The sequence below is a fragment of the Neoluteolibacter marinus genome, assembly GCF_014904755.1.
Taxonomy (GTDB): Bacteria; Verrucomicrobiota; Verrucomicrobiia; order Verrucomicrobiales; family Akkermansiaceae; genus Haloferula; species Haloferula marina.
The window spans coordinates 19823-46154 of record NZ_JACZFQ010000029.1; the positions used below are offsets into that span (position 1 = coordinate 19823).

The window sequence follows — 26332 nt, forward strand, 5'->3', positions numbered from 1 at the left end:
TCTTCACCCCACGAGGGGGCCAAAGCGCCGACAGCAATCGCCATCAGCAGCAGAGGAACCACACGGGGGAAACGTGGATCTCGGTGGGACATTTCGGGGGGCAGCGGGCGAAAACTAATAAAACTTGAACCCGCGGACAAGGGAATTTCAAAACACCTAACCTTACGAAATCACGTAATGCCGAGTTTCCAAGATGCTGATAAAAACAGCGTAGCCATAAATCCCCCGCACCTTCAACACACGGCTGTCATGCCTCGATCCCCGGCGGTCCTCCGCGCAGTTTGGAGCTTGAAGCTTGCCATTGGTTAACTTTTTTAAATATTTCGGTCTTCCTCAACATTTAGCCCCCAATGAACGCATCCCCCCTGATGCACGACCACCTCCAGGCCGATACGCTGCTCGCCGGTTTCCAGCGTTGCGCCCGCCGCCACCCCGGCGCGCCTGCCGTGCTGACCTCGGAAGCTTCGCTCACCTACGGCGAACTCGATCTCAAGGTGAACCAACTCGTCGCCAGGCTACGGCGTCTCGGGATCGGCTCCGGAGACTTGGTGGGCGTCGGTATCAGCCGTTCGTGCGAGCTGGTTGTCGCCCTGCTCGCGGTGGCAAAATCAGGCGCAGCCTACGTGCCGCTCGACCCCGCCTATCCGCGCGAGCGCCTTGCCCACATGATTTCCTCCATCGGCCTGCGTTCGGTCCTGACCCGGGCCAACCTCGCCGCGGTGTTCTCCAACGCCGGCGCCAGCTCGGTGATCGAGATCGATGAAACTGGTATCAATACCTCCAGCGAAGTGCTTCCCCACAGCGATCCGCTGGCGCCGCTGTATGCGATCTACACCTCCGGATCCACCGGCCTGCCGAAGGCCGCCTCCGTCTACCGGAAGGGCTTCAGCAACCTGCTGGACTGGTATGTCGATGAACTCGACCTCGGCCCCTGCGACGCGACGCTGGTGATCAGCTCCCCGAGCTTCGACCTGACGCAGAAAAACCTTTTCGCCCCCTTGCTGACGGGCGGCCGGCTGGTGCTCGACGACGGGAGTATCTACGATATCTCCCGTATCACGTCCCTGGTCCGTGACCATGGCATCACCGTGATCAATTGCACTCCCAGCGCGTTCTACCCGCTGGTTGAAGCAGCAGCCGCGACCGGCTACTCCGCCCTTTCTTCGCTGCGCCACGTGGTCCTGGGCGGAGAACCGGTCTCGATCCCCCGCCTACGGCCGTGGCTCGAGCACCCGGCTTGCCGGGCGGAGGTCCTCAACACCTACGGACCGACCGAGTGCACCGACATCTGCGCCTACCATCGCTTGACCGCCGGCAATCTCGATGCCTTCGACTTTGTCCCCCTCGGGCGGGAGATCCCCAACGTCACCGTGACCATCCGCGACGAGGACCTCGCGGAAGCGCCCGACGGCACGCCCGGCGAGCTTTGCATCAGCGGCGCAGGCCTCGGCGGAGGCTACCTCAACGATCCCGAACGCACCGCGGCGGCCTTTGCGCTGGCTGGCGCCCTTTACCGGACCGGCGACCTCGCCCGGCGGCTGCCATGCGGGCGGCTGGAGTTCCGCGGCAGGCTCGACCACCAGGTGAAAGTGAAGGGATTCCGCATCGAACCCGGTGAAATCGAAATTGCCCTTTCGAAGCATGAGGGCGTGAAAGAAGCCGTGGTGACCGCGCGCGACAACACGCTCACCGCCCACATCCAGGGATTCGCCCCGATTGCCGAGCTCAAGGAATTCCTGGCGGGAAAACTGCCATCCTACATGCTGCCTGGGGAATTTGTCTTCGTGGACGACTTCCCGCTCACCCCCAATGGCAAGATCGACCGCAAAGCACTCGCCGGTCACCCGGCGCCGCGGGAGCAGCCGGCCAGCGCCGCTCCGGCGGATGAGCTCGAGTCCCGGATTCTCGGACTTTGGTCCGAGGTCCTCAAGCGCCCCGTCGATGACCCGACCGCGAACTTCTTCGACCTGGGCGGCACCTCGATCCACCTCGCCGTGGTCCACGTGCGCCTGAATGAAATGACCGGCCGCGACTTCGCCATCACCGATCTGTTCGCCCGCCCGAGCGCCCGCGCCCTGGCCCTCCTCATCTCCCCCCCGCCCGTCTCCGGTGCCGCCGCGCCGACCCATGACCGGGCCCGCCTGCAACAAGCCGGGTTCGCCCGATTCCGCCGCCCCCCGACCCGATGAACGAAGAAGCCCCCGAAGCCATTGCCGTCATCGGCATGTCCGGCCGATTTCCGGATGCCGCCAACCCCGACGAGTTCTGGGAGAACCTGATTGCCGGCAAGGACAGCATCACCCGCTTCGGGAGCCGCACGGATGGCGACGGGACGAAACACGTCGGGGCACGTGGCATCGTCGGCAACCCGGACCTCTTCGACGCGTCGTTCTTCGGCATCTCGCCGAAGGATGCCGAACTGATGGACCCGCAGCACCGCGTCTTCCTCGAGTGCGCATGGGAAGCCATCGAACACGGCGGCTACGACCCCGGCACCTACCCGGGAATGATCGGCGTCTACGCCGGACTCAGCCTCAACACCTACCTTCTCCATAACCTCGGCAATGGTGCTGACCTCGCCCAGAACTACCAGGTCGGCGAGTACCAGACGATGTTGGGCAACGACAAGGACTTCCTGCCGGTCCGCGTCTCCTACAAGCTCAACCTCCGCGGTCCGAGCATGACCATCCAGACGGCGTGCTCGACCTCGCTGGTCGCAATCTGCCAGGCCGCGGTCTCGCTGCTCACCTACCAATGCGACATGGCCCTCGCCGGGGGCGTCTCGCTGAGCTTTCCCCAGCAGCGTGACTATCGCTACACGGAAGAAGGCATGGTCTCCAGTGACGGCACGGTTCGCGCCTTCGACGAAGGCGCCGACGGCACCGTCTTCAGCCACGGCTGCGGCGTGGTGCTGCTCAAGCGGCTCAGCGAAGCGGTTGCCGACCGCGATCCCATCCTCGCGGTGATCAAGGGTTGGGCGGTCAACAACGATGGATCCGACAAGATCGGTTTCGCCGCCCCCGGACTCAATGCCCAGGCGGATGTCATCGCCCAGGCCCAAGCCTCCGCCGGAGTCGATCCGGCGGACGTTTCCTACATCGAGGCGCACGGAACCGGAACTCCCCTCGGCGATCCGATCGAGGTGGCTGCCCTGACCAAGGCCTTCCGAACGGGTGGCGCCGACGGCAAGGGCTACTGCCATCTCGGCACCGCCAAGACCCATGTCGGCCACCTCGACTGCGCCGCCGGCGTCACGGGCTTGATCAAGGTGATCCAGCAGTTCCGCCACGGCAAGATCCCCGCCTTGCTGCATTTCAACGCGCCGAACCCGCGCATCGATTTTGCCGGAAGCCCCTTTTCCCCGGTTGCCAGCGTGCAGGAATGGAAGGCCGGGAACCGCCCCCGCATTGCCGGCGTAAGCGCTTTCGGAGTCGGCGGCACCAATGCCCATGTCGTGATGGAGGAAGCCCCGGTGGCGGCTCCGACTTCTCCCGGCCGCAAGCAGCAACTCATCGTCCTCTCCGCGCGGACCACCACCGCACTCGATGCGATGTCGATCCGGTTGGCGGATCACCTGGAATCCGGCGTGGATCTCGCCGACGCCGCCTACACCCTTGCCACCGGCCGCAAGCACTTCCCGGTCCGCCGACAACTGGTTGCCGCCGACCCCCAAGAGGCGATCGCCAAGCTCCGCGGTGACGCAAACCCGGCCTCCGCTCCTACGAAGTCACGGGTCGCCTTCCTCTTTCCCGGCCAGGGCCCTCAGACCCTCGACATGGGACGCGAACTTTACGCGACCGAAGCAACCTTCCGCGATGCCGTCGACGAATGTGCGAATCTGCTCCACGCGCACCTCAATCTCGACATCCGTCCCACCCTCTATCCCAAGGACAGCGACCGCGACGACGCGGAACTCCGCATTCACCAGACCTGGCTGACCCAGCCTTGCATCTTCGTCGTCGAGTATGCACTCGCGAAACTCTGGATGTCCTGGGGCATCCTGCCGTCGCTGCTAATCGGCCACAGCATCGGTGAGTACGTCGCCGCCGTACTTGCCGGAACGTTCACCCTGCCCGAGGCGCTGCGCTTGCTCGCCGTCCGCGGCCGCCTGATGCAGGACCTGCCGTCCGGGAGCATGCTCGCGGTCCGCCAGAGCGCCGCCGACCTCGCACTCCCCCGGGGCATCGACCTGGCCGCGGTCAACAGCCCGAAACTTTCCACGGTTGCCGGCTCCCACGAGGCCATCGCCGCCTATCAACGCGAACTGGAGGACCTCAAGATCGCCTGCAGGCCGCTCAAGACGTCGCACGCCTTCCACTCGTCGATGATGGACCCGATCACCGGCCTCTTCACGGCCGAAGTCGCGAAGGTCACCGCCAAGGCCCCCGTCATCCCGTGGATCTCCACCGCCACCGGCCGGCAAATGGATGAAGCAACGCTGGCCGACCCCGGCTACTGGGCCCGCCAGCTCCGGCACGAAGTCCGCTTCACCGATGCCCTCGAGGCGGCTCTTTCCATCGGCGAATTTGTGTTTCTTGAAGTCGGCCCCGGCCAGGCGCTGGCACCCTTCGCCCGCCAGCATCCATCCCGCGGCAGCAGCCCGGTCATCTCCAGCCTTCCCCACTCTGCGGACGATCTCGCCGACCTGCTAAACGCCGCCGGAGAGCTTTGGAAGAACGGAGCCACCGTCGATTGGGCCGCATTCCATGCCGGCCAAAGCCGCGCCCGGGTTCATCTGCCGACCTACCCCTTCGAGCGCCAGAGATACTGGATCGACCGGTCAGCCCCGGCATCCGATCCGGCACCGGTAGCCCCGTCTTCTCCCCCAGCCCCTCCCTCCACTCCCCCCATGGAACGCCTACCCGACCTGACTGCCCGCCTGCGGGAGATCGTGCTCGATCTGTCCGGCATCCCGATCACCGACGATTCCGCCACCTTCGCCGAACTCGGTCTGGACTCCCTTTTCCTCACCCAGGCCAGCCATGCGCTCCAGCAGCAGTTCGGAGTAAAAGTCACTTTCCGGCAAATGCTCGGCGATCTTTCTTCGGTCGCGGCATTGGCCCGGCACCTCGATGCCGAGCTGCCCCCCGTCCCTCCGGTTACGACGATTGCCGTACAAGCACCTGCTCCGCTCCCCGAATCCGGGACCCCGGACCTCGAGCGGATGATGACCGACCAGATCCAGCTGATGCAGGCGATCCTCGCGGACCGACGCTCCAACACAGCCGGGCTCCCCACCGCCGCAGCCAGTTCCCGCTTGCCCGCCGTCACCTGGCCGGAAGGACACACCCGGTCCGCCACCGCCGGCACCCGCTTCGGTCCCTACAAGGCAATCGACAAGGGCTCCGACGGAGGGCTCACCCCGCGCCAGCAAGCAGCGCTCGATGACCTCGTTGCCCGTTACGTCCGCAAAACCGCCTCATCCAAGGCCTACACCGCCGAGCACCGGAACCACTTCGCCGACCCGCGCGCCGTGTCCGGGTTCAAGTCCCTTTGGAAAGAGATGGTCTACCCCATCGTTTCGGAGCGCAGCAAGGGATCGAAAATCTGGGACCTCGACGGCAACGAGTATGTCGATCTCACCATGGGATTCGGGACCTACTTGTTCGGCCACTCGCCGGACTGGCTGACCGCGGCCCTCGAGGAGCAACTTCGAACCGGCATTGAAATCGGCCCGCAATCCCGGATTGCCGGCAAGCTCGCCCGTGCCCTCTGCGAATTGACGGGAATGGACCGCGCGACCTTCTGCAACACCGGCTCCGAGGCGGTCATGGCAGCCATGCGGCTCGCCCGCACCGTCACCGGCCGCGACCGCATCGCCTACTTCACCGGCGACTACCACGGCATGTTCGACGAAGTCCTCGTCCGCGGCTCATGGGTCGACGGCGTCTACAAGGCACAACCGATCGCACCCGGCATCCCTTCATCGCTGGTCGAGAACATGCTGGTCCTCGACTACGCCGACCCCGCCTCCATCGACATCCTCAAGGCCCACGCCCACGAACTCGCCGCGGTCATGGTCGAACCGGTCCAGAGCCGGGCCCCGGACCTCCAGCCGCGCGAGTTCATGCACCAGGTCCGCGCCATCACCAGGGCGTCCGGCACCGCCCTCATCTTTGACGAAGTGGTCACCGGCTTCCGCTGCCACCCCGGCGGTGCCCAGGCCTTTTTCGGGGTCGAGGCCGACCTCGCGACCTACGGCAAGGTCATCGGCGGCGGGATTCCCATCGGCGTGCTCGCCGGCAAGCGCGAATTCATGGACGCCCTCGATGGCGGCAGCTGGAACTACGGCGACGACAGTTTCCCGGAAGTCGGCGTGACCTTCTTCGCCGGCACCTTCGTGCGCCACCCGCTCGCCCTCGCCGCCGCCTGGCGGGTGGTCCAGCACCTGTTGGACGAGGGCCCGCGCCTGCAGATCGACGTCGCCGAGCGCGTCGATCGCCTTTGCCGCACGCTCAACGGTCATTTCGAAGCGACCGGCGTGCCGATCCGCCTGGCCCGCTTCAGCGCCTATGCGGTGATCGAGCATGCTCCGGACCTGAAATTCGCCAGTCTCCTGTGGTATCACCTCAGGGAGCAGGGCATCCATATCTGGGAAGGCCGCCCGATCTATTTCACCACCGCCCACAACGACGAGGACCTGGATCGCGTCGTCCGTGCTTTCACCGGTGCCGTCGCGGAAATGCAGGCCGCCGGATTCCTTCCACCCGCATCGGCTGACCTCGATCCGCCCGTGGTCTTCCCCCGCCAGGACGTCACGCCGACCACCGAGGCTCAGCGGGAGATCTTCCACTCGCTGATGATGGGAGACGACGCGAACTGCGCGTTCAATGAATCCAACCTCATCGCCTTCGACGGCGCGCCCGACCTTCCGGCATTGCGCGCCGCCCTGCTCGACCTGGTGGTCCGCCACCCGGCCCTGCGCAGCACCTTTTCCGCCGAGGGTGACCGCCAGGTATTCCACGCCGCCCCGCGCGAACTCGAGATCATCGAACATGACCTTTCGTCCCTCACCGCCGACGCCCGCGACGACCGCTGGAACCGGGTCCGGGAGGCGGAGGCGCGAACCCCGTTCGATCTAACCCGCGGTCCCTTGGTTCGCTTCCACCTCGCGCGGCTCGCGCCCGACCGACACGAACTGCTTTTCACGGCGCATCACCTGGTCTGCGACGGCTGGTCGTTTGGCATGTGCCTGATGGAACTGGCGCAAGCCTACAATGCCCGCAAGGCCGACCGCTTGCCCCTGCTCCCGCCGGCGATGTCCTTCGCCGACTACGCACGCCACGAGCTCTCCGAAGCCAATCAGGACCGCCGCCGCGCAGCCGAGCAATTCTGGGTCGAGAAGTTCGCCGTTGGTGCGCCGGTGCTCGAACTGCCCACCGACCGCCCGCGCCCCCAAGTGAAGACCCACGCGGGTGCGATGGAATCGCTGGTGCTCGATGCCGCGCTCTATTCCCGGCTGAAACAGGCGGCGCCCCGGTTGGGCGGCACGCTCTTCGCAACCCTGCTCGCCAACTTTGCCACCCTGTTGCACCGGCTCACCGGCCAGGAGGATCTCGTCATCGGCGTGCCGGCCGCCGGGCAGACCCGCATCGGTCGCGACGAACTTGTCGGACACTGCCTCAACTTCCTGCCGCTGCGCCTCCAACCGACGGCCGGCCAATCCTTCCGCACCTTCGCCGGCGAGGTGAAAGAGCAGGTGCTCGAAGCCCACGACCACCAGGAATGCACCTTCGGCAGCCTGTTGAAACAGCTGACCCTGCCCCGCGACACCAGCCGGCTGCCACTGGTGAACGTCATGTTCAACATCGACAAGTCCGGAAGCGACCGGATCGCCTTTGACGGCCTCGGCTTCGACGTCCGCACCAACCCGAAGCGGCACGTCAACTTCGAGCTCTTCTTCAATCTGGTCCAGACCGACGAGCGGATGGTCGTCGAGTGCGAATACAATACCGACCTCCACGACGCCGCCACCATCCGGCGCTGGTTGGGATGCTTCGAACAGCTGATCGCGGCCATCCTCGACAACGGCGATGCCGCCCTTGCGACACTGCCGATCCTGAACCGCCGGGAAGCCACGACCGTTCTCAACGACTGGAACGACACCGCCCGCGAATACCCGCGGACAGCCAGCTTGCCTTGCCTGATTTCGAACATCGCCCGCCGCGCCCCCGACCGCATCGCGATCGTCTGCGACCAAATCTCAATGAGCTACGGCGAGCTCGAAGTCCGGGCGAATGCCGTGGCCGAGCGCCTGCAGTCCGCCGGCATCGGCCGCGGGGATCTCGTGGGCATCCACCTCGAGCGCTCCGCCGACATGGTCGCGGGCCTGCTTGGTATCCTGAAATGCGGTGCCGCCTATGTCCCGATGGATCCGACCTTCCCGGCAGAACGCCTCAAGTTCATGGTCGAGGACGCCCACATGCCGGTCATCGTCTCGCACACCGCGTTGCACCGTGAGCTGCCTGCCGCAGGCGCCCGCATCCTGCTCATCGACAAGGTCCAGGGCGACGGCGGCGGCCTCACGCCGGTCGAGATCGACCCCGGGGAGCTTGCCTACGTGATTTTCACCTCGGGCTCCACCGGTCGTCCGAAGGGCGTCCGCATCCCGCATCGCGCTGTCGTCAATTTCCTCCACTCCATGCGACGCGAGCCCGGTCTCACGCCGGATGACGTCCTGCTCGCGGTCACCACCCTCTCCTTCGACATCGCGGGGCTGGAAATCTTCCTGCCGCTCACCACCGGTGCCCGGGTCGTGATCGCCGGCCGTGACGCCACCATCGACGGGAACCGGCTCGCGGAAATGATCGACGCCCACGGGGTCACCTGCCTGCAGGCGACCCCGGTGACCTGGCGCTTGCTCCTCGAGGCGGGCTGGGCGGGCAAGGGAAACCTCAGGGCCCTGGTTGGCGGCGAAGCAGTGCCACGCGACCTGGTCAACCGGCTCGCCCCCCTGTGCGGGGAAATCTGGAACGTCTACGGTCCCACCGAAACCACCATCTGGTCCACCACCACCCGGATCGACGCCGGCAGCGGGCCCGTCAGCATCGGCAAACCCATCGACAACACCCGGATCTACGTCGTCAACGACGCGATGCAACCGCAACCCGTCGGCATCCCGGGCGAGCTTCTCATCGGAGGCGACGGCCTCGCCGCCGGCTACCATGGCCGGCCCGACCTCACCGAGGATCGCTTCGTCTCGACCCGGCTTTGTCCCGGGAAACTCTACCGCACCGGCGACCTCGCGCGCTGGAATCACGACGGAACCCTCGAATGCCTCGGCCGGATGGATCACCAGGTGAAGGTCCGCGGATTCCGCATCGAACTGGGCGACATCGAGTCCCATCTCGAGCAGCATCCCGCCGTCAGCCAGGCCGTCGCCAGCGTCCACGACGGTCGCCTCGCCGCCTACGTCAAGGCGGCCGCCATGCCTGCCGGTGACACCGCGATCTGGCAGGACCAATGGGACCTCCTCTACCAGGAGGCCATCGCCCAGACCGGATCCGGCAAGCTGGACCAGCTCGACTCGGTGATCGCGGGATGGGCCGGAGCCGCGGACGTCGGCGACCAGGTCGCCGAATGGATCGACACCACCTGCGAGCGCCTGCGAAAGTACGCCCCACACCGTATCTTCGAGATCGGCTGCGGCACCGGCCAGATCCTGTCTCGCTTCGCGATCGAATCGGAGTGCTACTGGGCCGCCGACATCTCGAGGGTCGCCATCGATGCCCTGGAGAAGAGCCATCCGCTGCCCCAGGTGAAACTGTTCCATCGCCCGGCGGACGACTTCTCGGATATCCCGCTCCAGTATTTCGACACCGTGGTCATCAATTCGGTGGCCCAGTATTTCCCAACCGCCGGCTACCTGGAGAAGGTCCTGCGGGGAGCCGCGAGAACCCTCAAGCCCGGTGGACGGATCTTCCTCGGCGACATCCAGGGCAACGCCCTGCTGACCGCCCACCACGCCGGGATCCTCCTCGACCGCGTTCCCTCCGGGACCACCTGCGGCATGCTGCGCGAGAAGCTGGCCCAGCGAATCTCCCGTGAGACGGAACTGTCGATCGATCCGGCCTGGTTCGGGCGGCTTGAGATCCCCGGAATCAGCCACGTCGAGGTCCAGCTGAGGCGAGGCCGGCTCACCAACGAGACAACCGCTTATCATTACGACGTCATTCTTCACGCCGGCGAATGCCCCGCCCTCCGGTCCGTGACCAACTGGCGCGAGTGGGACCGCCTCAACCTCGAACAACTCGAGGCGGTGCTTGCCGAAGGCTTGGAGGAACTCGGCATCGCCGGCATCCCCGACGCCCGCCTCGGCCCGGCCCTGGCATTGGCCGGTGCGCTCACCCAGGCGCAGTCTTCCGACCCGCTCCCCGCTGCGGTCCATCCGGTGGCCTCGGCCCTCACCGCGGAAGACCTGTTTTCAACGGCCGAGAACAACGGCTACCGGGCCCACGTCCGCTGGCGCGGCAATGGCACAAGCGGCTTGCTCGACGTGATCTTCCTCCCCGCGGCAGCCGGGCAACTGCCAAACTGGCCGATCCAGGCTTCGCCGGGCCCTTTGGTGAACGAGCCGTTCCAGGACCCCTCGACCGCCACGCCGGATCTCGCCGGCCAGCTTCGCCAGCATCTCGCGGAGCGGCTGCCCGAATACATGGTTCCGGCCGTCTTTGTGATGCTCGACGCTTTCCCGCTGACGCCCAATGGCAAGGTCGACCGCAAGGCGCTGCCCGACCCCGAGATCGCTCGCGAAGCATGCGGTCGCGAGATTGTCGCACCGGGAAATGAGACCGAGCACAAACTCGCCGCCATCTGGAAGCAGGTCCTCGGACTGCCGGAAATCAGCACTCGCGACGACATCTTCGAACTCGGCGGGGACTCCATCCTGGTGTTCCAGATCACCACCCGGGCGTCCCGCGCCGGTCTTGCGCTGACGCCTGCCATGGTCTTCCGCCACCGGAACATCGCCGCGATCGCCGCCGAGCTAACCGGCAGCCCGGACACCACGGCTGCCCCCGCCCCCATCCAGCGAGTGAACCGCGATGCCTACCGCCGCAAACCTTGAGCCGATGAGTGACTCCCCGCACCTCGACGACTCCACGCCCGCTCCTGCGGACGGCGCCGGCGATGTGCTCGCATTCCCCGCCTCGGTCGCCCAGCAGGTCTTCTGGTACCTCGAATGCCTGCAACCCGGCGTCACCGCTTTCAACATCCCGATGCGCTTCCGTCTCGACGGCCCGCTCGACGCCGACCTGTTGGAACAGACGCTGCGCACGATCATCGACCGCCACGAAGCGCTGCGGACCCACTTTGAGGAAGACGGCGGGGAGCTGTTGCAGGTGATCGTCCCCGACACCGGCTTCGAGCTCGCCCGGATCGATCTCACCGGCCTGCCCGGGGAACAACAAGAAGCCGAGGTCGTCAATCTCAGCCGGCTCGAGGCGGAGCGTCCTTTCGACCTGGCCACCGGCCCTGCGTTCCGCGCGGAGCTCGTGCGCCTCTCGGCGAACCGGCACCACCTGCACATGTCGGTCCACCACGCCTTGTTCGACGGATCGTCGATGACGGTCCTGACCGAGGAAATCGCCGCAATCTACCAGGCCTTGCACGAAGGCCGTGCCTGCCCGCTCGATCCACTCCCGATCCAGTACGGGGACTACAGTGTATGGCAGAGGGAACACCTCGAAAGCCCCGCCCTTGCCCGGCAGATGCAGTATTGGAAGCAGAAGCTCGCCGGGATGAACGAGCTCGACCTCCCGACCGACCGGCCGCGCCCCGCGGCGAAGTCATGGCGGGGTGAACTGGTTTCCGCCCTGTTGCCGCGCGACTTGACCGGCCGCCTGCAAGCCATCGCCGCCCGCAACGGGGCGACCCTTTTCCACCTGATGCTCGCCGCCTACAAGGTGCTGCTGCACCGCTACAGCGGCAGTTCCGACATCGCGGTCGGTTCGCCGATCACCGGCCGCACCCGGCCGGAGATGGAACCGTTGATCGGCGTCTTCATCAATTCCCTGGTGCTGCGTACCGATCTGGGAGGAGATCCCTCCTTCGAAACCCTGCTCGGCCGCGTCCGCGACTCCGCCCTGGAGGCTGTGGAGCACCAGGACCTGCCCTTCGAGTACCTGGTCCGCGAGCTCCGCCCGGAGCGCGATGCGAGCCGGAACCCCCTTTTCCAGGTGAACTTCACCCACCAGCGGGCCTTCTCGAAGGCGGGAAGCTTCAACGGAGTGGAGATGACCCCGCTCCCCGCCCCCTCGCCCGGAACCATCTTCGACCTCCACTTCTTCGTAATCGAACGCGCGGAGGGCTGGCGCTTGTCCTGCGACTACAGCACCGACCTCTTCAACCGCGCGACGGCGGAGCGGATGATCGGCCACTACCAGCGGCTCCTGGAAGAACTCGCCGACGATCCTTCCCGACCGATTTCCAGTTTGCAGATCCTCACGGCGGACGAAGAGCAGCGCATCACCGGCGAATGGCCGGGAACAACGTCCCCCTATCCCCGCGATGCGTCCCTTGCGGAGCTGTTCGTTGAAACGGCGAACCGCCACGCCGCCACCACCGCCATCGAGTTCGGCGACGAATCGCTGAGCTACGCCCAGCTGCGTGCCGCGGCAACGACGGTGGCAAAGCGTTTGATCGATTCCGGGGTCAACCCCGGCGATCCCGTGATCCTGTGCGCGAAGCCGTCGCTGGAAACCATCACCGGACTGATCGGGATCGTCCTCTCCGGCGGCTCCTACGTCCCGCTGGATCCCGACTTCCCGGATGACCGCATCAAGCTCCTGCTCGACGAGAGCGGCGCTCGCCACGGACTCTGTGGCAGCGGCCTGCGCGACCGCTTCGGTGCCTGGCCGGGAACGGTCGTCGAGCTGGGCGGCACCGACTCCCCGTCCGGGCCCATCCCGCTGCTTCCCACCAGCGCGGAGCATCCGGCCTGCCTGCTCTTTACCTCCGGCTCGACCGGCAAACCGAAGGGCGTGCTGGTTCCCCAGCGTGGCATCATCCGCCTGGTCCGTGGATGCGACTACATCGACCTCTCAGCCGACGACGTCTTCCTCCAGGCGGCGCCCCTCTCGTTCGATGCCTCGACTTTCGAAATCTGGGCGCCCCTGCTCAACGGGGGAAAACTGGTGATCCCGCGCCACGGCACCGGGCTCGACGAGATTGCGGCCACGGTTCGTCACAAGCAGGTCACCACGCTCTGGCTCACGGCGGGATTGTTCCAAGTGATGATCGAGGAACACGCGGATGACCTGCGGGGCCTGCGCTACCTGCTCGCCGGGGGGGACGTCTTGTCGGTCGCCCACGTCCGGCGGGCCATTGAAGTGTTGCCCGGCACGCAGCTCATCAACGGTTACGGCCCGACGGAGAACGCCACCTTCACCACCTGCCACGCCATCACCGCGGCGGACTGTGAGCGTCCGTCCATTCCGATCGGCCGGCCGATTGCCAACACTTCCGTGTTCATCCTCGACGAATCGGGACGGCCCGTCGCGACCGGGGTCCCCGGGGAGCTTCACACCGGCGGCGACGGCCTCGCGGTCGGTTACCTCGGCGATGAAGCCCTGACGGCGGCGAAATTCATCACCCATCCGCAATTCGGCCGGCTCTATCGCACCGGCGACCTCTGCCGCTGGTTGCCCGACGGGACGATCGAATTCACCGGGCGCATCGACCACCAGGTGAAGGTGCGGGGTTTCCGGGTTGAACCGGGCGAAATCGAAGCCGCCCTCTCCAGTCACCCCGAGGTCCGCCAGGTGAAGGTCGCCGTGCGCGGCGACAGCGCCGAGGACAAGCGCATCCTCGCCTGGATCCTGCTGGAACAGGGCAGCCTGCTGGACGGCCATCAGCTCAAGTCCTGGCTTTCCGCCCGTCTACCCGCCTTCCTGCGGCCCGACGCCGTGATCCCCGTCGGGTCTTTCCCGGTCAATGCCAACGGCAAGATCGACGCGGCGGCGCTGCCGGAGCCCACGGTCCAACCCAGCGGATCGAAAGCGTTTGCCGCCCCCATCGGCGAGACGGAACTGAAGCTCGCGAGCATCTGGCGCGAACTACTGGAGATCCAGGAGATCAGCCGCGACGACGACTTCTTCGCGCTGGGCGGCCACTCCTTGATGGCGCTGCGCATGTTCTCGCGGATCAACCGCGAATTCGGCCGGTCCCTGCCGCTCTCCGCCCTCCTCACCCACCCCACCATCGCCCGGTTGGGGGCCGCGCTCTCGCCCTCCTCTGCCCTTGAGTTCACGGGCGGCAAAAAGGGCCAGGTGGTCACCCTGCGCGGAGGGGGCGGTCCGCCCTTGTTTTGCATCCACGGCGGCGACGGAGGCGTCCTTTTCTATCGATCTCTCGCCGACCGCATGCCGGGCGACTTCCCGCTGTATGCGATCGAGGCGCTTGCCCTGGGACGCAGCGAGCCGATCCAGGAAGCGACCGTCGAGGAGACCGCCGCCGACTATGTCCGGGAGCTCTTGGCCATGCAGCCGCAAGGGCCCATCCGCCTCGCCGGCTATTCCTTCGGCGGTGTCGTCGCGCATGAAATGGCCTGCCTTCTCACCGGGCAAGGTCGCGAGGTCGAGTTCCTCGGGCTCTTCGACACCCACAACCCCGCCGCCCCTTGCAAGCGCCTGTCGCTGCCGGGACGGCTGGGAGCCTTCTGGCAACAGCAGGACGACCTGCCGCTGCCGGCAAAGCTTGAACGCCTGCGCGAGCGGATCGCGGAAGGCATCGGCACCCACCGGCGGGTGAAGGAAGAAGTCGCGGCGGCGATGTCACAAGGTCCGGCCGAAGCCCACAGCGACCTGCGCCGTGTCCAGGTCCGAGAGGAAAACTGGCGGGCGATGGAGGCTTACCATCCGCATCCCTTCCCGGGCGCCATCACGCTGTTCAAGGCGCAGACTCCCAGCGACAAGGTCGAATGGCCGGACGACTACGGGTGGTCGGAACTGGCGGGCCGCGGCCTTGAGATCATCCCCGTGCCGGGCCAACACCTGACCTTGTTCGACGAGGAGAATGTCGAGGCTCTGTCCGCGGCCCTTGCCTCCGCCTTGCACGTCGCCGTCCGTCACGGGTCTGACATCAACTCGACGACCACCGGCCGGTGATCGGAAGCGATGGCATCCGGGACCACCCGCGCCGGAGCCACGGGCTTGAGCCGACGAACGAAGACATGATCGATTTCCACTTTGGGGGCCCGCGCCGGCTGGGTCAGGCGTGCACCGCTCTTGTCGACCGCAGCCCCAAGCGACCCGACTTTCTTCAAGGTTTCTGAACCGGGAATGTCATTGAAATCCCCTCCCACGATCATCGGTCCGGTGGTGTCTCCCAGCATCCCGGCCAAGGCCACGGCCTGACCCAGCCGGCGTTCTTCGTCCTGGTGGTCGAGGTGGACGGAAACCACCCGCACCGGCTTCCCCGCGACCGACGCCGTCGCCTCGAAGGCGATGCGCGGTTCGCCGTCACCGGGCAATCGGTGAACCGCGGTCGCGCCAAGCTTCCCCTTTGAAAGAATCGCATGCCCATACTCGCCACCGTCGTGGTCGATCGCCTTGCCGAAGGCACCGTGCATGCCGGTCAGCCGTGCGAGCTCGGCTGCTTGGTCGACGTTGCCGCTGCGCCGGCAGCGATTGTCCACCTCTTGCAGGACGACAACGTCCGGTGCCTGGGCCCGGATCACGCTGGCGATGCGCTCGAGGTCCAGCTTGCCGTCTTCCCCCACCCCATGGTGAAGGTTCCATGACATGAACCGGACGGTCCCCTCCGCCATCACTTCCCTCGCCCCCCACTGCTTTGCGAGTGCCTCGACCATCGATCCATCCACGGTGCAAGCCGCGGTGGCCAGGGCATCGCTGGTGGTTGCATCGGCCGCCACGATCGTCACCGCCAGGTGACGGGTCAGGCCGAGCCCGGTGGACGGGTCGATGATGTGGGAGTAGCCGACGCCATCGATCTCGATCCGCTGCTGCAGGTCACCCGACGTGGAGACCGCGCAATTGGACAACTCCAGCTGTCCGGAAAGATCATCCTTCTGCAAAGTCCTCACGCCCACCGACCAGCCCCGCTTGCCCGGGGGCGGATCGCCGAGCCGCAGGTCGCCTCCCGCCGCGATGCAGGTCGAGGCGAAGCCCCGTGACCGCATCAACTCGAACATCGCGTCGGCCGTGTAGCCTTTGGCAATTCCCCCGAGATCGAGCCGCATGCCGTCGTGCCCCAAGGTCGCGGTCCGCGTTCCTTCGTCGAGTTCCAACAACTTCCACCCGCATGCCGACCTGGCGCTCTCCAAAACCGCAGGTTCCGGGAGTTCCCCCCGCCGGCGGGCCTCGCGCCACAGGCGGGTGAGCGGTCCCATCGTCGGATCGAAACGCCCGTCGGTCCGTCCGGCGAAGCCGATGGATTTCTCCAACAGGTCGAACAGGCGCGGCGACAGTGCCACCGGCCGCCCGGCGGTGCCTTGCGACAAGCGCAGCAACTCGCTGTCGGCGATGTAGTCGGAAGCGACCGCCTCGATCTCGCCCGCAAGCTTGAACGCCTCATCCGCCGCCGCCTTCGCCACGGCCTCGTCCTCGCCGTGACAAGTGATGGCGAAACGGGTTCCCATCAGGCCGCGCTCGAAGGTGAACCTCGACGGTGCGGCCCACAGCGCGGCGATCATTTGCAACGCAACCAAGTGCCGGAGGACGGCCCTCATTCGGTGTCGCCGTCCATGTTCCAGTAGCGGTGCATCTCCTCCACCGGCGGGGTCTTCAGCGGGCGGACGACGCGGAAGCCCAGCCACGGGGCATTGGTGAAATACCACAGCGATTTCGGCAGCTGGGGATCGATCATCTTCCAAGCCGGGTCACTGCCCAGGCGGGCCGCGGAACGGAGCCGGTCCGGATCGTCGTTCCAGCTCCCGCCGCGAACCACGGTCGGATAACGCTTGGTGATGACCGTCCATGGATTGATGTCGCCGTCCTTCAGCGCCGCGTAGGCATCCGGCGCGTATTGCCCGAGACAGAGCTCGGCAACGTTGCCATGCATGTCGAACAAGCCCCAGGCGTTCGGCTTCTTGCCACCCACCGCCTGATACTGGAAATCCGAGTTCTCCGCCAGCCAGGCGTAGTCGCCGAGCTGGGCCGGATCGTCGCCGAATCCATAGGCCGTGGTCGTCCCGGCGCGGCAGGCGTATTCCCACTCGGCTTCCGTCGGCAACCGGTAGAAGTGACCGGTCTGGGCGCTCAGCCACTCGCAGAACTTGCTGGCGGCATGCTGGGTCACGCCCACCGCGGGACAGTCCTTGGCATAGCCGTCGCCCATGCCGAAATTCATCGGAACATACGGCGGCGTCGGCTGGGTCACCACGTCGACCAGGGTCTCGCCGTCTTTTCGTTCCGGCGGCTCGGAGGTGGTGATGTTGCCGTCGCGGTTGAGCGTGCCGTCCTTGTTGCGCGACTTCTGGTTCTCCATGAACGGCTGGTAGAGCGCCCAGGTCGTCTCCACCTTCGCCATCCAGAACGGCTCGATCTTCAATTTCCTCTGCGGCCCTTCGTCGGGCAGCCGTCCTTCCTCGGCCTCGGGTGAACCGATGGTGAACTCGCCGCCCGGAATGACGACCAGATCCAAGGTCGCGTCTTCCGTCTGCGGAACCTTCTCGGTGTATGGCTTCATCGCCTCCGCCGCCGGGTCGGCAGCCTTCGCGATCGCCTCGTGGATCGCCCGGGTGGTCGGCAACAGATCAGGCTTCGGAAGGGCATCGTCCGCGCGGCAAACGGCGAGCGGCAAGCAAACCAGCAGTGGTCTCAGCATCACGATGGTGTTTCAGGCCAATTTGTAGGTCCCCGGCACCGGCACCGGAGCAATCGGGAACGAGTCGGGGAATGCCAGGCTGTCCGGTGCCTGGTCCTGATCCGCCTCCCACAGCTGCTTCCAGGTGATGCGTTGGCCGGTATGCGCCGCCTCGCGGCCGAGGATCGCCAGCATGGTGCTGTTGGCCATGTATTCGCCCGTGTTGATGATCTCACCCTTGCGCAGGGCGGCGAAGAATTCGTTGTGGCAGACCTGATACATGTTCTGCTGGGTGCCCGGTTTGGCGCGGTACATCCACTGGCGCTTCTTGCCGTCGGGACCGAGCACCATCGGCGAGCCGGGGCAAATCACGGTGCCGTTCTCACAGAAGATCCGGTCGATCACCTCGCCGTGGAGCCCCGGGTACTGACGCTCGCCGACCTGACAGAAGACGCCGCCGGGATACTCGTAAGCCACGTTGTAGTGATCGTAGACGTTGCCGATGTCCTTGCGCATCGCCCGGCCGCCGCTGGCGACCGCCGCGACCGGCGCCACGTCGCCCATCGCCCAAGCCACCTTGTCCACGGTGTGGATCGCCTGCTCCAGCAAGGGACCGCCGCTCAGCCACTCGAAATTGTTCCACCATGCGACCTGCCATTCCACGTCGCCGATCCCGTCCGGCTTGGTCATGCCGGGCTGCAACGGCTTCGGCGGCGAGCCGAGGTAAGTCCCGTAGAGGGAAACCACGCGGCCGAGTTCGCCCGAGGTGATCTTGCCATAGGCTTCCCGCACGCCCGGTGCGAAACGCCAGCAAAAGCCGTGTTGGATCGCCACGTTCTTCTCCTTCGCCAGCTTGGCCGACTCGAGAACCGACTTCACGCCGGCGACATCGACCGCCATCGGCTTCTCGGCGAAGACATGCTTGCCGGCTTCCACCGCTGCACGGAGATGCTGCGGACGGAACCCGGGAGGCGACGCGAGCAGAACGACATCCACTCCGCTCTCAAGCACCGCCTTGAAGGCGTCGAGACCGGCAAATCGGCGTTCCTCCGGCACCTCGACCTTGCCGCCGAAGGAGGCCAACTGCTGCAAGCTACTGGTGATCGCCGGGGCGAAGGCATCGCCCATGGCCCAGAGCTTGACGTCCGGGTCCGCGGACAGCGCCTGGCTGGCGGCCCCCGTGCCACGGCCGCCACAGCCGATGAGGCCGATCTTCAGCACCTGGCGGGACGCGTCCTCGCCGCGGACAATGGCCGGAAAGCCGGTGACAGCCAGCGTGCTACCTGCCAGCCCGAGAAATCGACGACGGTTAAATTCGGTGGTTTTCATAGCGAAAAGTGATCGTTGTTGGCGACTTTTACCGGTTCGGATGCTGAGATCTATCAGCCCGACAAGGAAGCTTTCAGTTCACGAAAAGCTTCAACGCCACCGCCCCGGCATTTCGTTCCCCGGGAGCGCCGGTCCTCAGACCGGCAGTGAGGATTAGAGCGAGTATTGAAGGGCCCTTCGAGCCGGCCTGAGGACCGGCGGTCCCGGGTGCGCTACAACCTTTGCCACCACCTGCACGACCACATCATCCCTATCCAGATACTTGTAGGTCGCCAGACGGCCCACGAAGGTCACCCCGCGCTCCGCCTTCGCCGCCTCCCAGTACCGCCGGAACAGCTCCGGGTTTCCACCGAAGGGCTTCGGGCAGAACCTCACGTTCGTCCCGTCCCACTCGCAGGGATACTTGCGGCCGATCACCGCCATCTCCACATCTTGCTCCAGCCAGTGAGAGTGATCCACCGCCCGGGTCCAGGCGTTCACCCGGTTGCATTCGTTGATCTCGAAATGCAGCCGTTTCGGTTCCCGCGAGTATTCGAACACCTCCACCCGGTGTCCCCCAAAAGTCCCGCCGTCTCGGGGGCCTCGGCCCAGTCCAGACAGGACAGGCCGTGTTCCGCCATCAGCGATGGCGAACAGGACTTCCTGGAACACGAAGCGCCCGTGGCAGCGCCGGAACTCCAGCACGGTGGCCAGCAGCCGCGCACTCTAGCGGCAGAGCGGATTGAAGGACCGGCACTCCTGCTGGAAGACGTCGCGCGCATGTCCCCAGTGGTGCCAGCCCCAATCGTCCGCCGCGACTTCACCGCGCGAGCTGAAAATTCGGCGTCGATCGCCACCGTCGCGTCGGCCAGCTTGGAGAAATCCTCTCTACCGCCCGCCACATCGTCCTCGATGAACCACACGTTGGCCGGGTTTCCGCCCATGGTCCGATTCAAGTGCATCCACGCCCGCGCCCACGCGGCCAGCGGCCGGCACCGCGGGAAAAACCGGAAAGATGCTCATATCCAGCCATTTCCGCGTCGGAATACCGGACGGCGTCGTGGCCCGGCTCATCGGCGACCACTTCCACCTCGCCGAGCCCCTCCAGCATGGCCTGCAAGCCAACCGTGACGACACCCGGACGGCGGGAGAGGATCAGGAAGCGCTCCTTCATCGGGCAGCTCCCTCCGGCAGACCCCGCGAGGTCTTTCCGTTCCAGCCCGCCCGCAGGTCGCCGGCGACCCAGGGTGCAAGCATTCCCTGCAAGCCCTCCTCCCACTCCGGCTTTTCGTCCATGCGGTGGGCCCGGCCCATCGCCGGTACGGGCCGGCCGATCAACCCGCTCACGACCGCTGGCAATTGATCCAGCTGCTCCAACGTCAAAACCGCGGCATAGGGCTCCGCGCTGTCACCGAGCCAATGTGTCTGCGCGTCGGTGTGCCAGGCGATCGAAGGATAGCCCCGGTAATAATCCAAGCGTTCGCAAAAAGCCCGGAACGACCGAGCCGGCGCTTCACCTTCCCTCACCACCCGGTGCTGGTAGGCCGAGCGGATCCGCTCGTACGGATCCCGGTGCACCGCGATCATCGGGATCCCCGCCGCGAATGCCTCCGAAGCCGGATGGGCCATCCCCAGTTCCTCCAACCATTCCGTCTCCCCCGGTTCGGGCGGGTGTCCGCAGCGCATCTCGAAAAGCATGCGGATGATACTCAAGGTCCCGGTCTTCGGGGCAACGGCGATGCCGTATCCCAATTCAGAATCCACAAAGACGGTGCGCATGAGGAACTTGGCCCGCGAGCCGTCAATTCGCCGCTGCGCCGGCTTTCTCGATTTCCGCTTCAATTCGCTTTCTTGTCTTGGCGTCATATATCGAATTCGCCCATTCCCGCGCAGAAGACATGTCACCTTGAGACGCCGCGATCTTCGCAAAAGAAGCTGAAATATACTGAGATTTAGACGGTGGAATTGAGTTCCTAATATTTTGATACCAGTCTGAAGCTCTCTGAGAATCAGAATCCATCCAAACAGTCATTGCCTCTTCCAACCAGTAGTCCTTAAAACTAGACTTGCCAGCCACAATGTCCATCAATGCGCCTTCTGGATTTTCTTCAACTGCGCGATGCAAGAGATTCCGCTCCCGAGACCAGACTTTTCCTTCAATAGTCTTCTTAAGAACAGGATCCTCTATTTGACTGACAAGATCCCAAGAATCAGCAATACCCGCCGTCGACGCCTTGTGGGTAAGTAGTAAATCGCGAATAATCCCCGTCTGCGCAACGGGATCAGCCGAGGCCCACATTGCAAAAGCCTCCGGGTCGCCTGATCTCCACGCATTTATGATCAAGGAAAGATCCTCAGTATTATCGTTGCGTTCAATCACCGCCTCAATTGCCTTTTGGGGATCCACCTTAACCATTTCCACGGCAATCATCTTCCTCATCTCCGTCGAAACATCGATATTGTTATGATATATTTCCCAGGAAACATCAAATGGAACCGACTTGGCCGACTTCCACAAAAAAACATCTAATACTGACACCTCGTCTCGATTCGACGCGTCAATAGCCATCCCCACTTCCACAACCTCCTTGAAAATTCGCCTCTGGTCAAAGCTGGATAGTGAAGCCAAATTCGTTCCAACAGCGTCAATCGCAATTCTCGCCACATCGGCGGGAGTTTTAGAAAAATCCAGAAATTTCAAATCAACAAACTTATCGCGAATCAGCCTAAAACGAAGCCCCGCCAATGCACTTTCTCGAGCTTTTGATTCAGTAAATGTCCCCACCGCATAAAATAGTTCATCCATCGAACTGCTAGACCCGGAGAATGCAGCGAGAGTTAGTTCTCGAAGCAGATCGCCTTCGTAATTCCCCCCTTCGATTATTTCCAAAACGCTCCCAATTTCTCCCTGATTCGAGCATTTGGCTACAGCTGCCTTCATCAGCGAAAGGCGAAGATTTGGATTCAGCGATGCACTTTCAAGAGCAGCTAAAGCATCAGGCAATTCAGACAATTCAAGAGTGTCCAACGCCTTCCACAGCAACATTGGATCATCGCGATCAGACCAACTGCTCAACTTACGCAAGAAGTCTGAAGCAGAACGAGAGACCTCTCGAATTTTTCTCCGCGACTGATTCTCATGATTGCTAGCGTCACTAAAGTTGCGAGTGGACATGCTATGCAAGTCATGCAATTCGTCATTGCTCACTCCTCCAGAATTCGAATTCGAATCCTCGGAGTTTCGCAGCAACAGACACAGACATCCAAGCATGATGCAAAAACCTCCCGCACCAATGAGCCTCTTTATCATATTTCAATTAAATATTATTTCCTGAAGCATTATCACAGGGAGAAAACTTTGGCGGCACATCATCAATAATATTACCATAAACGTCACATTCAAGCGATCCGTTCAAATTATCCACCACATTCCCACTATCATCCTTAATGTAGCACTCAACAGCACACTCAATCCACACCAACCCATCGACATTGACAGTGTAGCATTCGGAGACGCTGCAAGTTTTTGTTAATACCGGAACTTTGTATTTACCGCCACTTGATGCGTTCACAAGCCCTGAAAAAATTGTTAGGCTGGAAACTGCAGCCGCAGCAACGACGCTGCGCTTCATGAAGGACCGGCGGGTAATGGATTGGTTCATGGTGGTTTTCTATGATCACATAGTGTTTGACACATGGGTGGGGGGGCATGGCAAGAACTTTTGCATGACGAGTGAAAACGGTGTGCGGCGGCTGTCTCTGATCGGTGGATTTCTCGGGGCAGGCAAGACTACCCTAATCCGGAAATTTTCGGAGTGGCTGAGCTACAGGGATTTCCGGTTAGGTCTCGTGTCCAATGACCAAGGTTCCGGACTTATCGACACCGGGACCTTTGTCATGTCACCGCAGGAAGCTGTCGCGGAGGTGACGGGTGGGTGCTTCTGCTGCCGCTTGGACGACCTGGTTAACATCCTCGAACGAATGAGTGATGAATCGAAGCCGGACGTGATCGTAGCCGAGCCGGTGGGGAGTTGCACCGACCTGATGGCGACAGTGTTGCAGCCCTTGGAGCGAGTCTATGGCTTGCCGCTCGACTTGTGCCCGTTATCCGTGGTGCTGGACGGGAGACGTGCCCTTGCCTCGCTGGGCGGGCGGCGCGACCCGCGGGATTTCCACCGCGACGTCGGCTACATCTACCGCAAGCAGATAGAGGAGGCGGAGTGGCTGGTGGTCAACAAGCGCGATCTGCTGACCAAGGAACAACTCAACGATTTGCTCAATCGCTTGGAGGGCCAGTTCCCCGGCAAGCGGGTGTTCGTGGTCTCTGGCAAGACTGGCGAGGGTCTGGACGAGTGGTTCGGCGCACTGATGAGCGAATCCAGCCTGCCCGCGGGCTTGATGGAGATGGACTACGACCGCTACGGGCGTGGCGAGGCGATGCTGGGCTGGTACAATGCCGAGATCGCCGTGGACTTCGAACATCCCACGGCGGCGGATGCCTGGCTGCTGGAAACGAGTTCAGCGATCTCGAGACATCTTGCGGGTTCGGGCTGCAAGGTGGCTCATTTCAAGACCTCGCTCGAACACCCGGACGGCCGCAGCCGGGCGCATCAGGTGATGGATGAGGACGAGGTCAGTCTCGCGGAATCCCACGCAATCCCTGTCTCGGAAGGCCGCCTGCTGGTGAATCTGCGCGCGGAGGGCGACCCGAAGCTGCTGGATGAGGCGGTAGACCGGGTGCTGGGGTCCCAAGCGGGAGTGAACTTCAAAGCCAAGGCATCCTTCCAGCCCGGCCAGCCGCGCCCGACTCATCGCGTGGAGCAACTGGTGACGGGCTGAACTTCTGGTGGGGCGTGGATCGAGTACGGAGCGGTCGACCCGGCCGGCCGAGCGAGTCCGACCCCGCACTGCCATCTACTAGCAAACATCTACCCATGAGCTGGACTGAAGTATTCCCCGTGTTCACCGAAGACCAGGTGGACGAATTCGAAGCCGAAGCGACCCTGCCCGAGCGGCAGGAGCTGGAGGAATGGTACGGCATCGCCCGGGTCATCAACCCCCGGCCGGAATGTCGCGAGATCGTCAGCCTTTCACTGTTCTGGAAGAACGTGCGGGGAGGCGACCCGGACCTGCCGGTGCCGACACGGGAGCTGATGATGAACGCGGTCGAGCTGGGGTTGGCGAAGCGCTTCAACCCGTGGGACCACTACGTGAAACCATTGCTGGAGCTGACGCCGGTCCTGCTGGAGAAGTTCCCGGAACTCTCGATCCGGGTCCATCTCGCGAGCGACCTCGAATTCCTCGCCGACGAGCTGGCCGGCGCCGGTTGCGAGGTCCATCTGATGAAGAGCCCGAGCCTCCGCTTCGCGCCCGGCGGCTTGTGGCGATTCCTGCCTTTCGAGGAGGAAGGCAAGCTCGTGACGGTGACCGACGTGGACCGCCTGAACGATCTGGAGGGCGACCTGGAGCGGACCCGCACGATGGAGATAGCCGGGGTCGCGGCGTGGCGGGTGCCGGTGCCGACGGACACGACGGGCGACCGAAAGGTGTGTTATCTGCCCTTCATGGGCTGCCAGTTCGGCGTGCAAGGCGGTCATCTTGAAGTCCGGCGCTTGCTTGATGCCTTCACCTGGCACGCCCGCCGTGGCACCGCCGAGCACATGGTCATCATGCCGAACTGTGGTCCGCTGCCGATCCAATCGCACGAGTGGCCGAGCTACGGCTTCGATGAATTCTTCATGACCGTGGCCGCCTATCCCCGACTGGCCCAGGAAGGCATGCTGACCTTCGTTCCGTCGACCGCCCGGTCCCAACTTCTGGCGCTGGACGTGGAATACGTGACCTGGGGGAATCCCCGCAGCGAGCTGGTGTATTTTGCCGCCGGACGATGCTGCGGCGGACCGGAAGCAAGCCCGGCTGCCGGACAAGCTCCGGTGCTTGGGATCGCGGAAATCGACGCCGACGACGAAGATCCCGAGCCCGTCGATCCGGTGGTCGGCCTGCTCTATCTTACCCGCGGCCCCGTCCATCACCCGGAGATCTGGCGCGAGTGGGTGAACGGCGACCGTTCCAGGGTCCGGCATTTCGCCCACGTCAAGCATCCCGAAACGCTGACGGGAGGGGATTTCCTCGCCAGCCATCGGATCGAGGAACGGGTGGCGACGGAATGGGGCGGGGTCTCGCTGGTAAGGGCTACGTTGGCAATGCTGCGCGCCGGGCTGGAGCATCCCGACCTAACGCATTTCGCGCTGGTTTCGGAAAGCTGCGTGCCGGTCCGCCCACTACACGATCTGCTGCGGTCGCTGAAATACGATCCCCGCTCCCGCCTGCGGGTGACGCCGTGGGAGGACATGCGGAAACGGGACCTGCTCAAGGCCCAGCGGGTCGAGAAACTGCCGGGAATCCGCAAGGAGCTGGCCCATTTTCAGGACCAATGGATGATTCTCAACCGGGCGGACGCGGAAATCCTGGTGGCGGACGACCGTACGGAGTCCTTCGAGGAGACCTTCGCACCGGACGAGTGCTACTTCGCCACCGTCATGGCGGCGGCCGGGCACGCGCCGCTGAGCCACTTTGCCAACCGTTCCGTGACCTGGACGGATTGGGAGCGGAGCGAGGGGCACCCGAACCAATTCAACAAAGTGTCGCCCAGGGTCGCGGCCCGGATCAGCGAGAGCGGCTGCTTCTTCGCGCGGAAGTTCCCGGCGGAATCGGACATCGGGAGCTACGGACTTCATCGGACGCGTGAGACGGCCGTCGATTGACCGACAGTTTCCGGGCCCACCCTGCCCTCCGCTTTCTTCTGTCACCACCATGGGGAAATTGCCGTCACTGTATCATCTCCGCATATCCCACTCCCACCGGCCCATGCCAACATCCGCCCGTGCCAAGCCCCTGATCCTGATCCTCTGCACCGGCAATTCCTGCCGCAGCCATCTGGCGGAGGGGATCCTGCGTGAAGTCGCGGGCGATCTGGTGGAGGTGCGGAGCGCGCGATCGAAACCCGCCGGCTACGTCCATCCCATGGCGATCGATGCGCTCGCTGAGATCGGGATCGACATCTCCGGGCACCGGTCGAAGCACTTTTCGGAGTTCAAGAGGGGTGACCACGGTCATCACGGTATGCGGGAACGCGGACCAGGCCTGCCCTGATTTCAACGGCCAGCGCCACCGCCACCACTGGGGCTTTGACGATCCGGCGCACGCCAGCGGGACCGAGGAAGAGCAAATGGCGGTCTTTCGCCGGGTGCGGGACGAGATC

13 protein-coding genes and 1 pseudogene are annotated in these 26332 nt (G+C 64.3%); 6 read left to right on the forward strand and 8 right to left on the reverse strand.

The features are described 5' to 3' along the window. Nucleotides 1-350 precede the first annotated feature (350 nt). The 3 genes from IG178_RS08055 to IG178_RS08065 are packed head-to-tail and all read left to right on the forward strand — an operon-like array spanning nucleotide 351 to nucleotide 15104. Nucleotides 351-2189, forward strand: coding sequence for a non-ribosomal peptide synthetase (locus tag IG178_RS08055; RefSeq protein ID WP_193212025.1), 1839 nt, complete (start codon nucleotides 351-353; stop codon nucleotides 2187-2189). Then, entirely contained in the window at nucleotides 2186-11065 is an 8880-nt protein-coding gene (locus IG178_RS08060; RefSeq protein ID WP_193212026.1) for a hybrid non-ribosomal peptide synthetase/type I polyketide synthase, read from the forward strand. The genes IG178_RS08055 and IG178_RS08060 overlap by 4 nt, the downstream gene beginning before the upstream one ends. Nucleotides 11066-11069: 4 nt before the next feature. Then, complete coding sequence (locus IG178_RS08065) at nucleotides 11070-15104, forward strand: non-ribosomal peptide synthetase (protein WP_193212027.1); 4035 nt, start codon at nucleotides 11070-11072, stop codon at nucleotides 15102-15104. On the opposite strand, the gene IG178_RS08070 is transcribed toward IG178_RS08065, so the two are convergent. The 8 genes from IG178_RS08070 to IG178_RS08105 all read right to left on the reverse strand — a co-directional run bounded on the left by IG178_RS08070 (nucleotide 15065) and on the right by IG178_RS08105 (nucleotide 22703). Then, a complete protein-coding gene (locus tag IG178_RS08070) occupies nucleotides 15065-16687 on the reverse strand; it encodes an FAD:protein FMN transferase (RefSeq protein ID WP_193212028.1) in 1623 nt (540 codons plus the stop codon). The genes IG178_RS08065 and IG178_RS08070 overlap by 40 nt on opposite strands. After that, the gene (locus tag IG178_RS08075) at nucleotides 16684-17784 is read right to left on the reverse strand and encodes a formylglycine-generating enzyme family protein (protein WP_193212038.1); all 1101 of its coding nucleotides are present in this window, start codon (nucleotides 17782-17784) and stop codon (nucleotides 16684-16686) included. The genes IG178_RS08070 and IG178_RS08075 overlap by 4 nt, the downstream gene beginning before the upstream one ends. A 12-nt stretch (nucleotides 17785-17796) precedes the next feature. Beyond that, the gene (locus IG178_RS08080) at nucleotides 17797-19092 is read right to left on the reverse strand and encodes a Gfo/Idh/MocA family protein (protein ID WP_193212029.1); all 1296 of its coding nucleotides are present in this window, start codon (nucleotides 19090-19092) and stop codon (nucleotides 17797-17799) included. A gap of 153 nt (nucleotides 19093-19245) precedes the next feature. After that, complete coding sequence (locus IG178_RS08085; protein WP_193212030.1) at nucleotides 19246-19638, reverse strand: UDP-galactopyranose mutase; 393 nt, start codon at nucleotides 19636-19638, stop codon at nucleotides 19246-19248. A 385-nt stretch (nucleotides 19639-20023) separates the two neighbouring features. After that, nucleotides 20024-20245: a hypothetical protein gene (locus IG178_RS08090; RefSeq protein ID WP_193212031.1), complete on the reverse strand. Its 222-nt coding sequence runs from the start codon at nucleotides 20243-20245 to the stop codon at nucleotides 20024-20026. After that, nucleotides 20242-20850 carry a hypothetical protein gene (locus tag IG178_RS08095; protein WP_193212032.1) on the reverse strand — a complete coding sequence of 203 codons (609 nt, stop codon included), beginning with the start codon at nucleotides 20848-20850 and terminating at the stop codon, nucleotides 20242-20244. Before IG178_RS08095 ends, IG178_RS08090 begins: the two co-directional genes overlap by 4 nt. Before the next feature lie 22 nt (nucleotides 20851-20872). After that, the gene (locus IG178_RS08100) at nucleotides 20873-22279 is read right to left on the reverse strand and encodes a hypothetical protein (protein ID WP_193212033.1); all 1407 of its coding nucleotides are present in this window, start codon (nucleotides 22277-22279) and stop codon (nucleotides 20873-20875) included. Between the two features lie 109 nt (nucleotides 22280-22388). After that, entirely contained in the window at nucleotides 22389-22703 is a 315-nt protein-coding gene (locus tag IG178_RS08105; protein WP_193212034.1) for a hypothetical protein, read from the reverse strand. On the opposite strand from IG178_RS08105, the gene IG178_RS08110 reads away from it, so the two are divergent. The 3 genes and pseudogenes from IG178_RS08110 to IG178_RS08120 all read left to right on the forward strand — a co-directional run. Further along, nucleotides 22702-23910: a GTP-binding protein gene (locus IG178_RS08110; protein WP_193212035.1), complete on the forward strand. Its 1209-nt coding sequence runs from the start codon at nucleotides 22702-22704 to the stop codon at nucleotides 23908-23910. The two genes, IG178_RS08105 and IG178_RS08110, sit on opposite strands and share 2 nt — an antisense overlap. A gap of 95 nt (nucleotides 23911-24005) precedes the next feature. Then, nucleotides 24006-25835: a beta-1,6-N-acetylglucosaminyltransferase gene (locus IG178_RS08115; RefSeq protein WP_193212036.1), complete on the forward strand. Its 1830-nt coding sequence runs from the start codon at nucleotides 24006-24008 to the stop codon at nucleotides 25833-25835. 103 nt (nucleotides 25836-25938) lie between these two features. Further along, a pseudogene (locus IG178_RS08120) lies at nucleotides 25939-26332 on the forward strand (arsenate reductase ArsC); the annotation flags it as partial.

Excerpts from the sequence above, each read along its gene's own strand:
- IG178_RS08080 (WP_193212029.1), bottom strand. The coding sequence starts at position 19,092 with ATGAAAACCACCGAATTTAACCGTCGTCGATTTCTCGGGCTGGCAGGT.
- IG178_RS08090 (WP_193212031.1), bottom strand. The coding sequence starts at position 20,245 with ATGAAGGAGCGCTTCCTGATCCTCTCCCGCCGTCCGGGTGTCGTCACG.
- IG178_RS08055 (WP_193212025.1), top strand. The coding sequence starts at position 351 with ATGAACGCATCCCCCCTGATGCACGACCACCTCCAGGCCGATACGCTG.
- IG178_RS08110 (WP_193212035.1), top strand. The coding sequence starts at position 22,702 with ATGAAGGACCGGCGGGTAATGGATTGGTTCATGGTGGTTTTCTATGAT.
- IG178_RS08065 (WP_193212027.1), top strand. The coding sequence starts at position 11,070 with ATGAGTGACTCCCCGCACCTCGACGACTCCACGCCCGCTCCTGCGGAC.
- IG178_RS08060 (WP_193212026.1), top strand. The coding sequence starts at position 2,186 with ATGAACGAAGAAGCCCCCGAAGCCATTGCCGTCATCGGCATGTCCGGC.
- IG178_RS08070 (WP_193212028.1), bottom strand. The coding sequence starts at position 16,687 with ATGAGGGCCGTCCTCCGGCACTTGGTTGCGTTGCAAATGATCGCCGCG.
- IG178_RS08095 (WP_193212032.1), bottom strand. The coding sequence starts at position 20,850 with ATGCGCACCGTCTTTGTGGATTCTGAATTGGGATACGGCATCGCCGTT.
- IG178_RS08105 (WP_193212034.1), bottom strand. The coding sequence starts at position 22,703 with ATGAAGCGCAGCGTCGTTGCTGCGGCTGCAGTTTCCAGCCTAACAATT.
- IG178_RS08115 (WP_193212036.1), top strand. The coding sequence starts at position 24,006 with ATGAGCTGGACTGAAGTATTCCCCGTGTTCACCGAAGACCAGGTGGAC.
- IG178_RS08075 (WP_193212038.1), bottom strand. The coding sequence starts at position 17,784 with ATGCTGAGACCACTGCTGGTTTGCTTGCCGCTCGCCGTTTGCCGCGCG.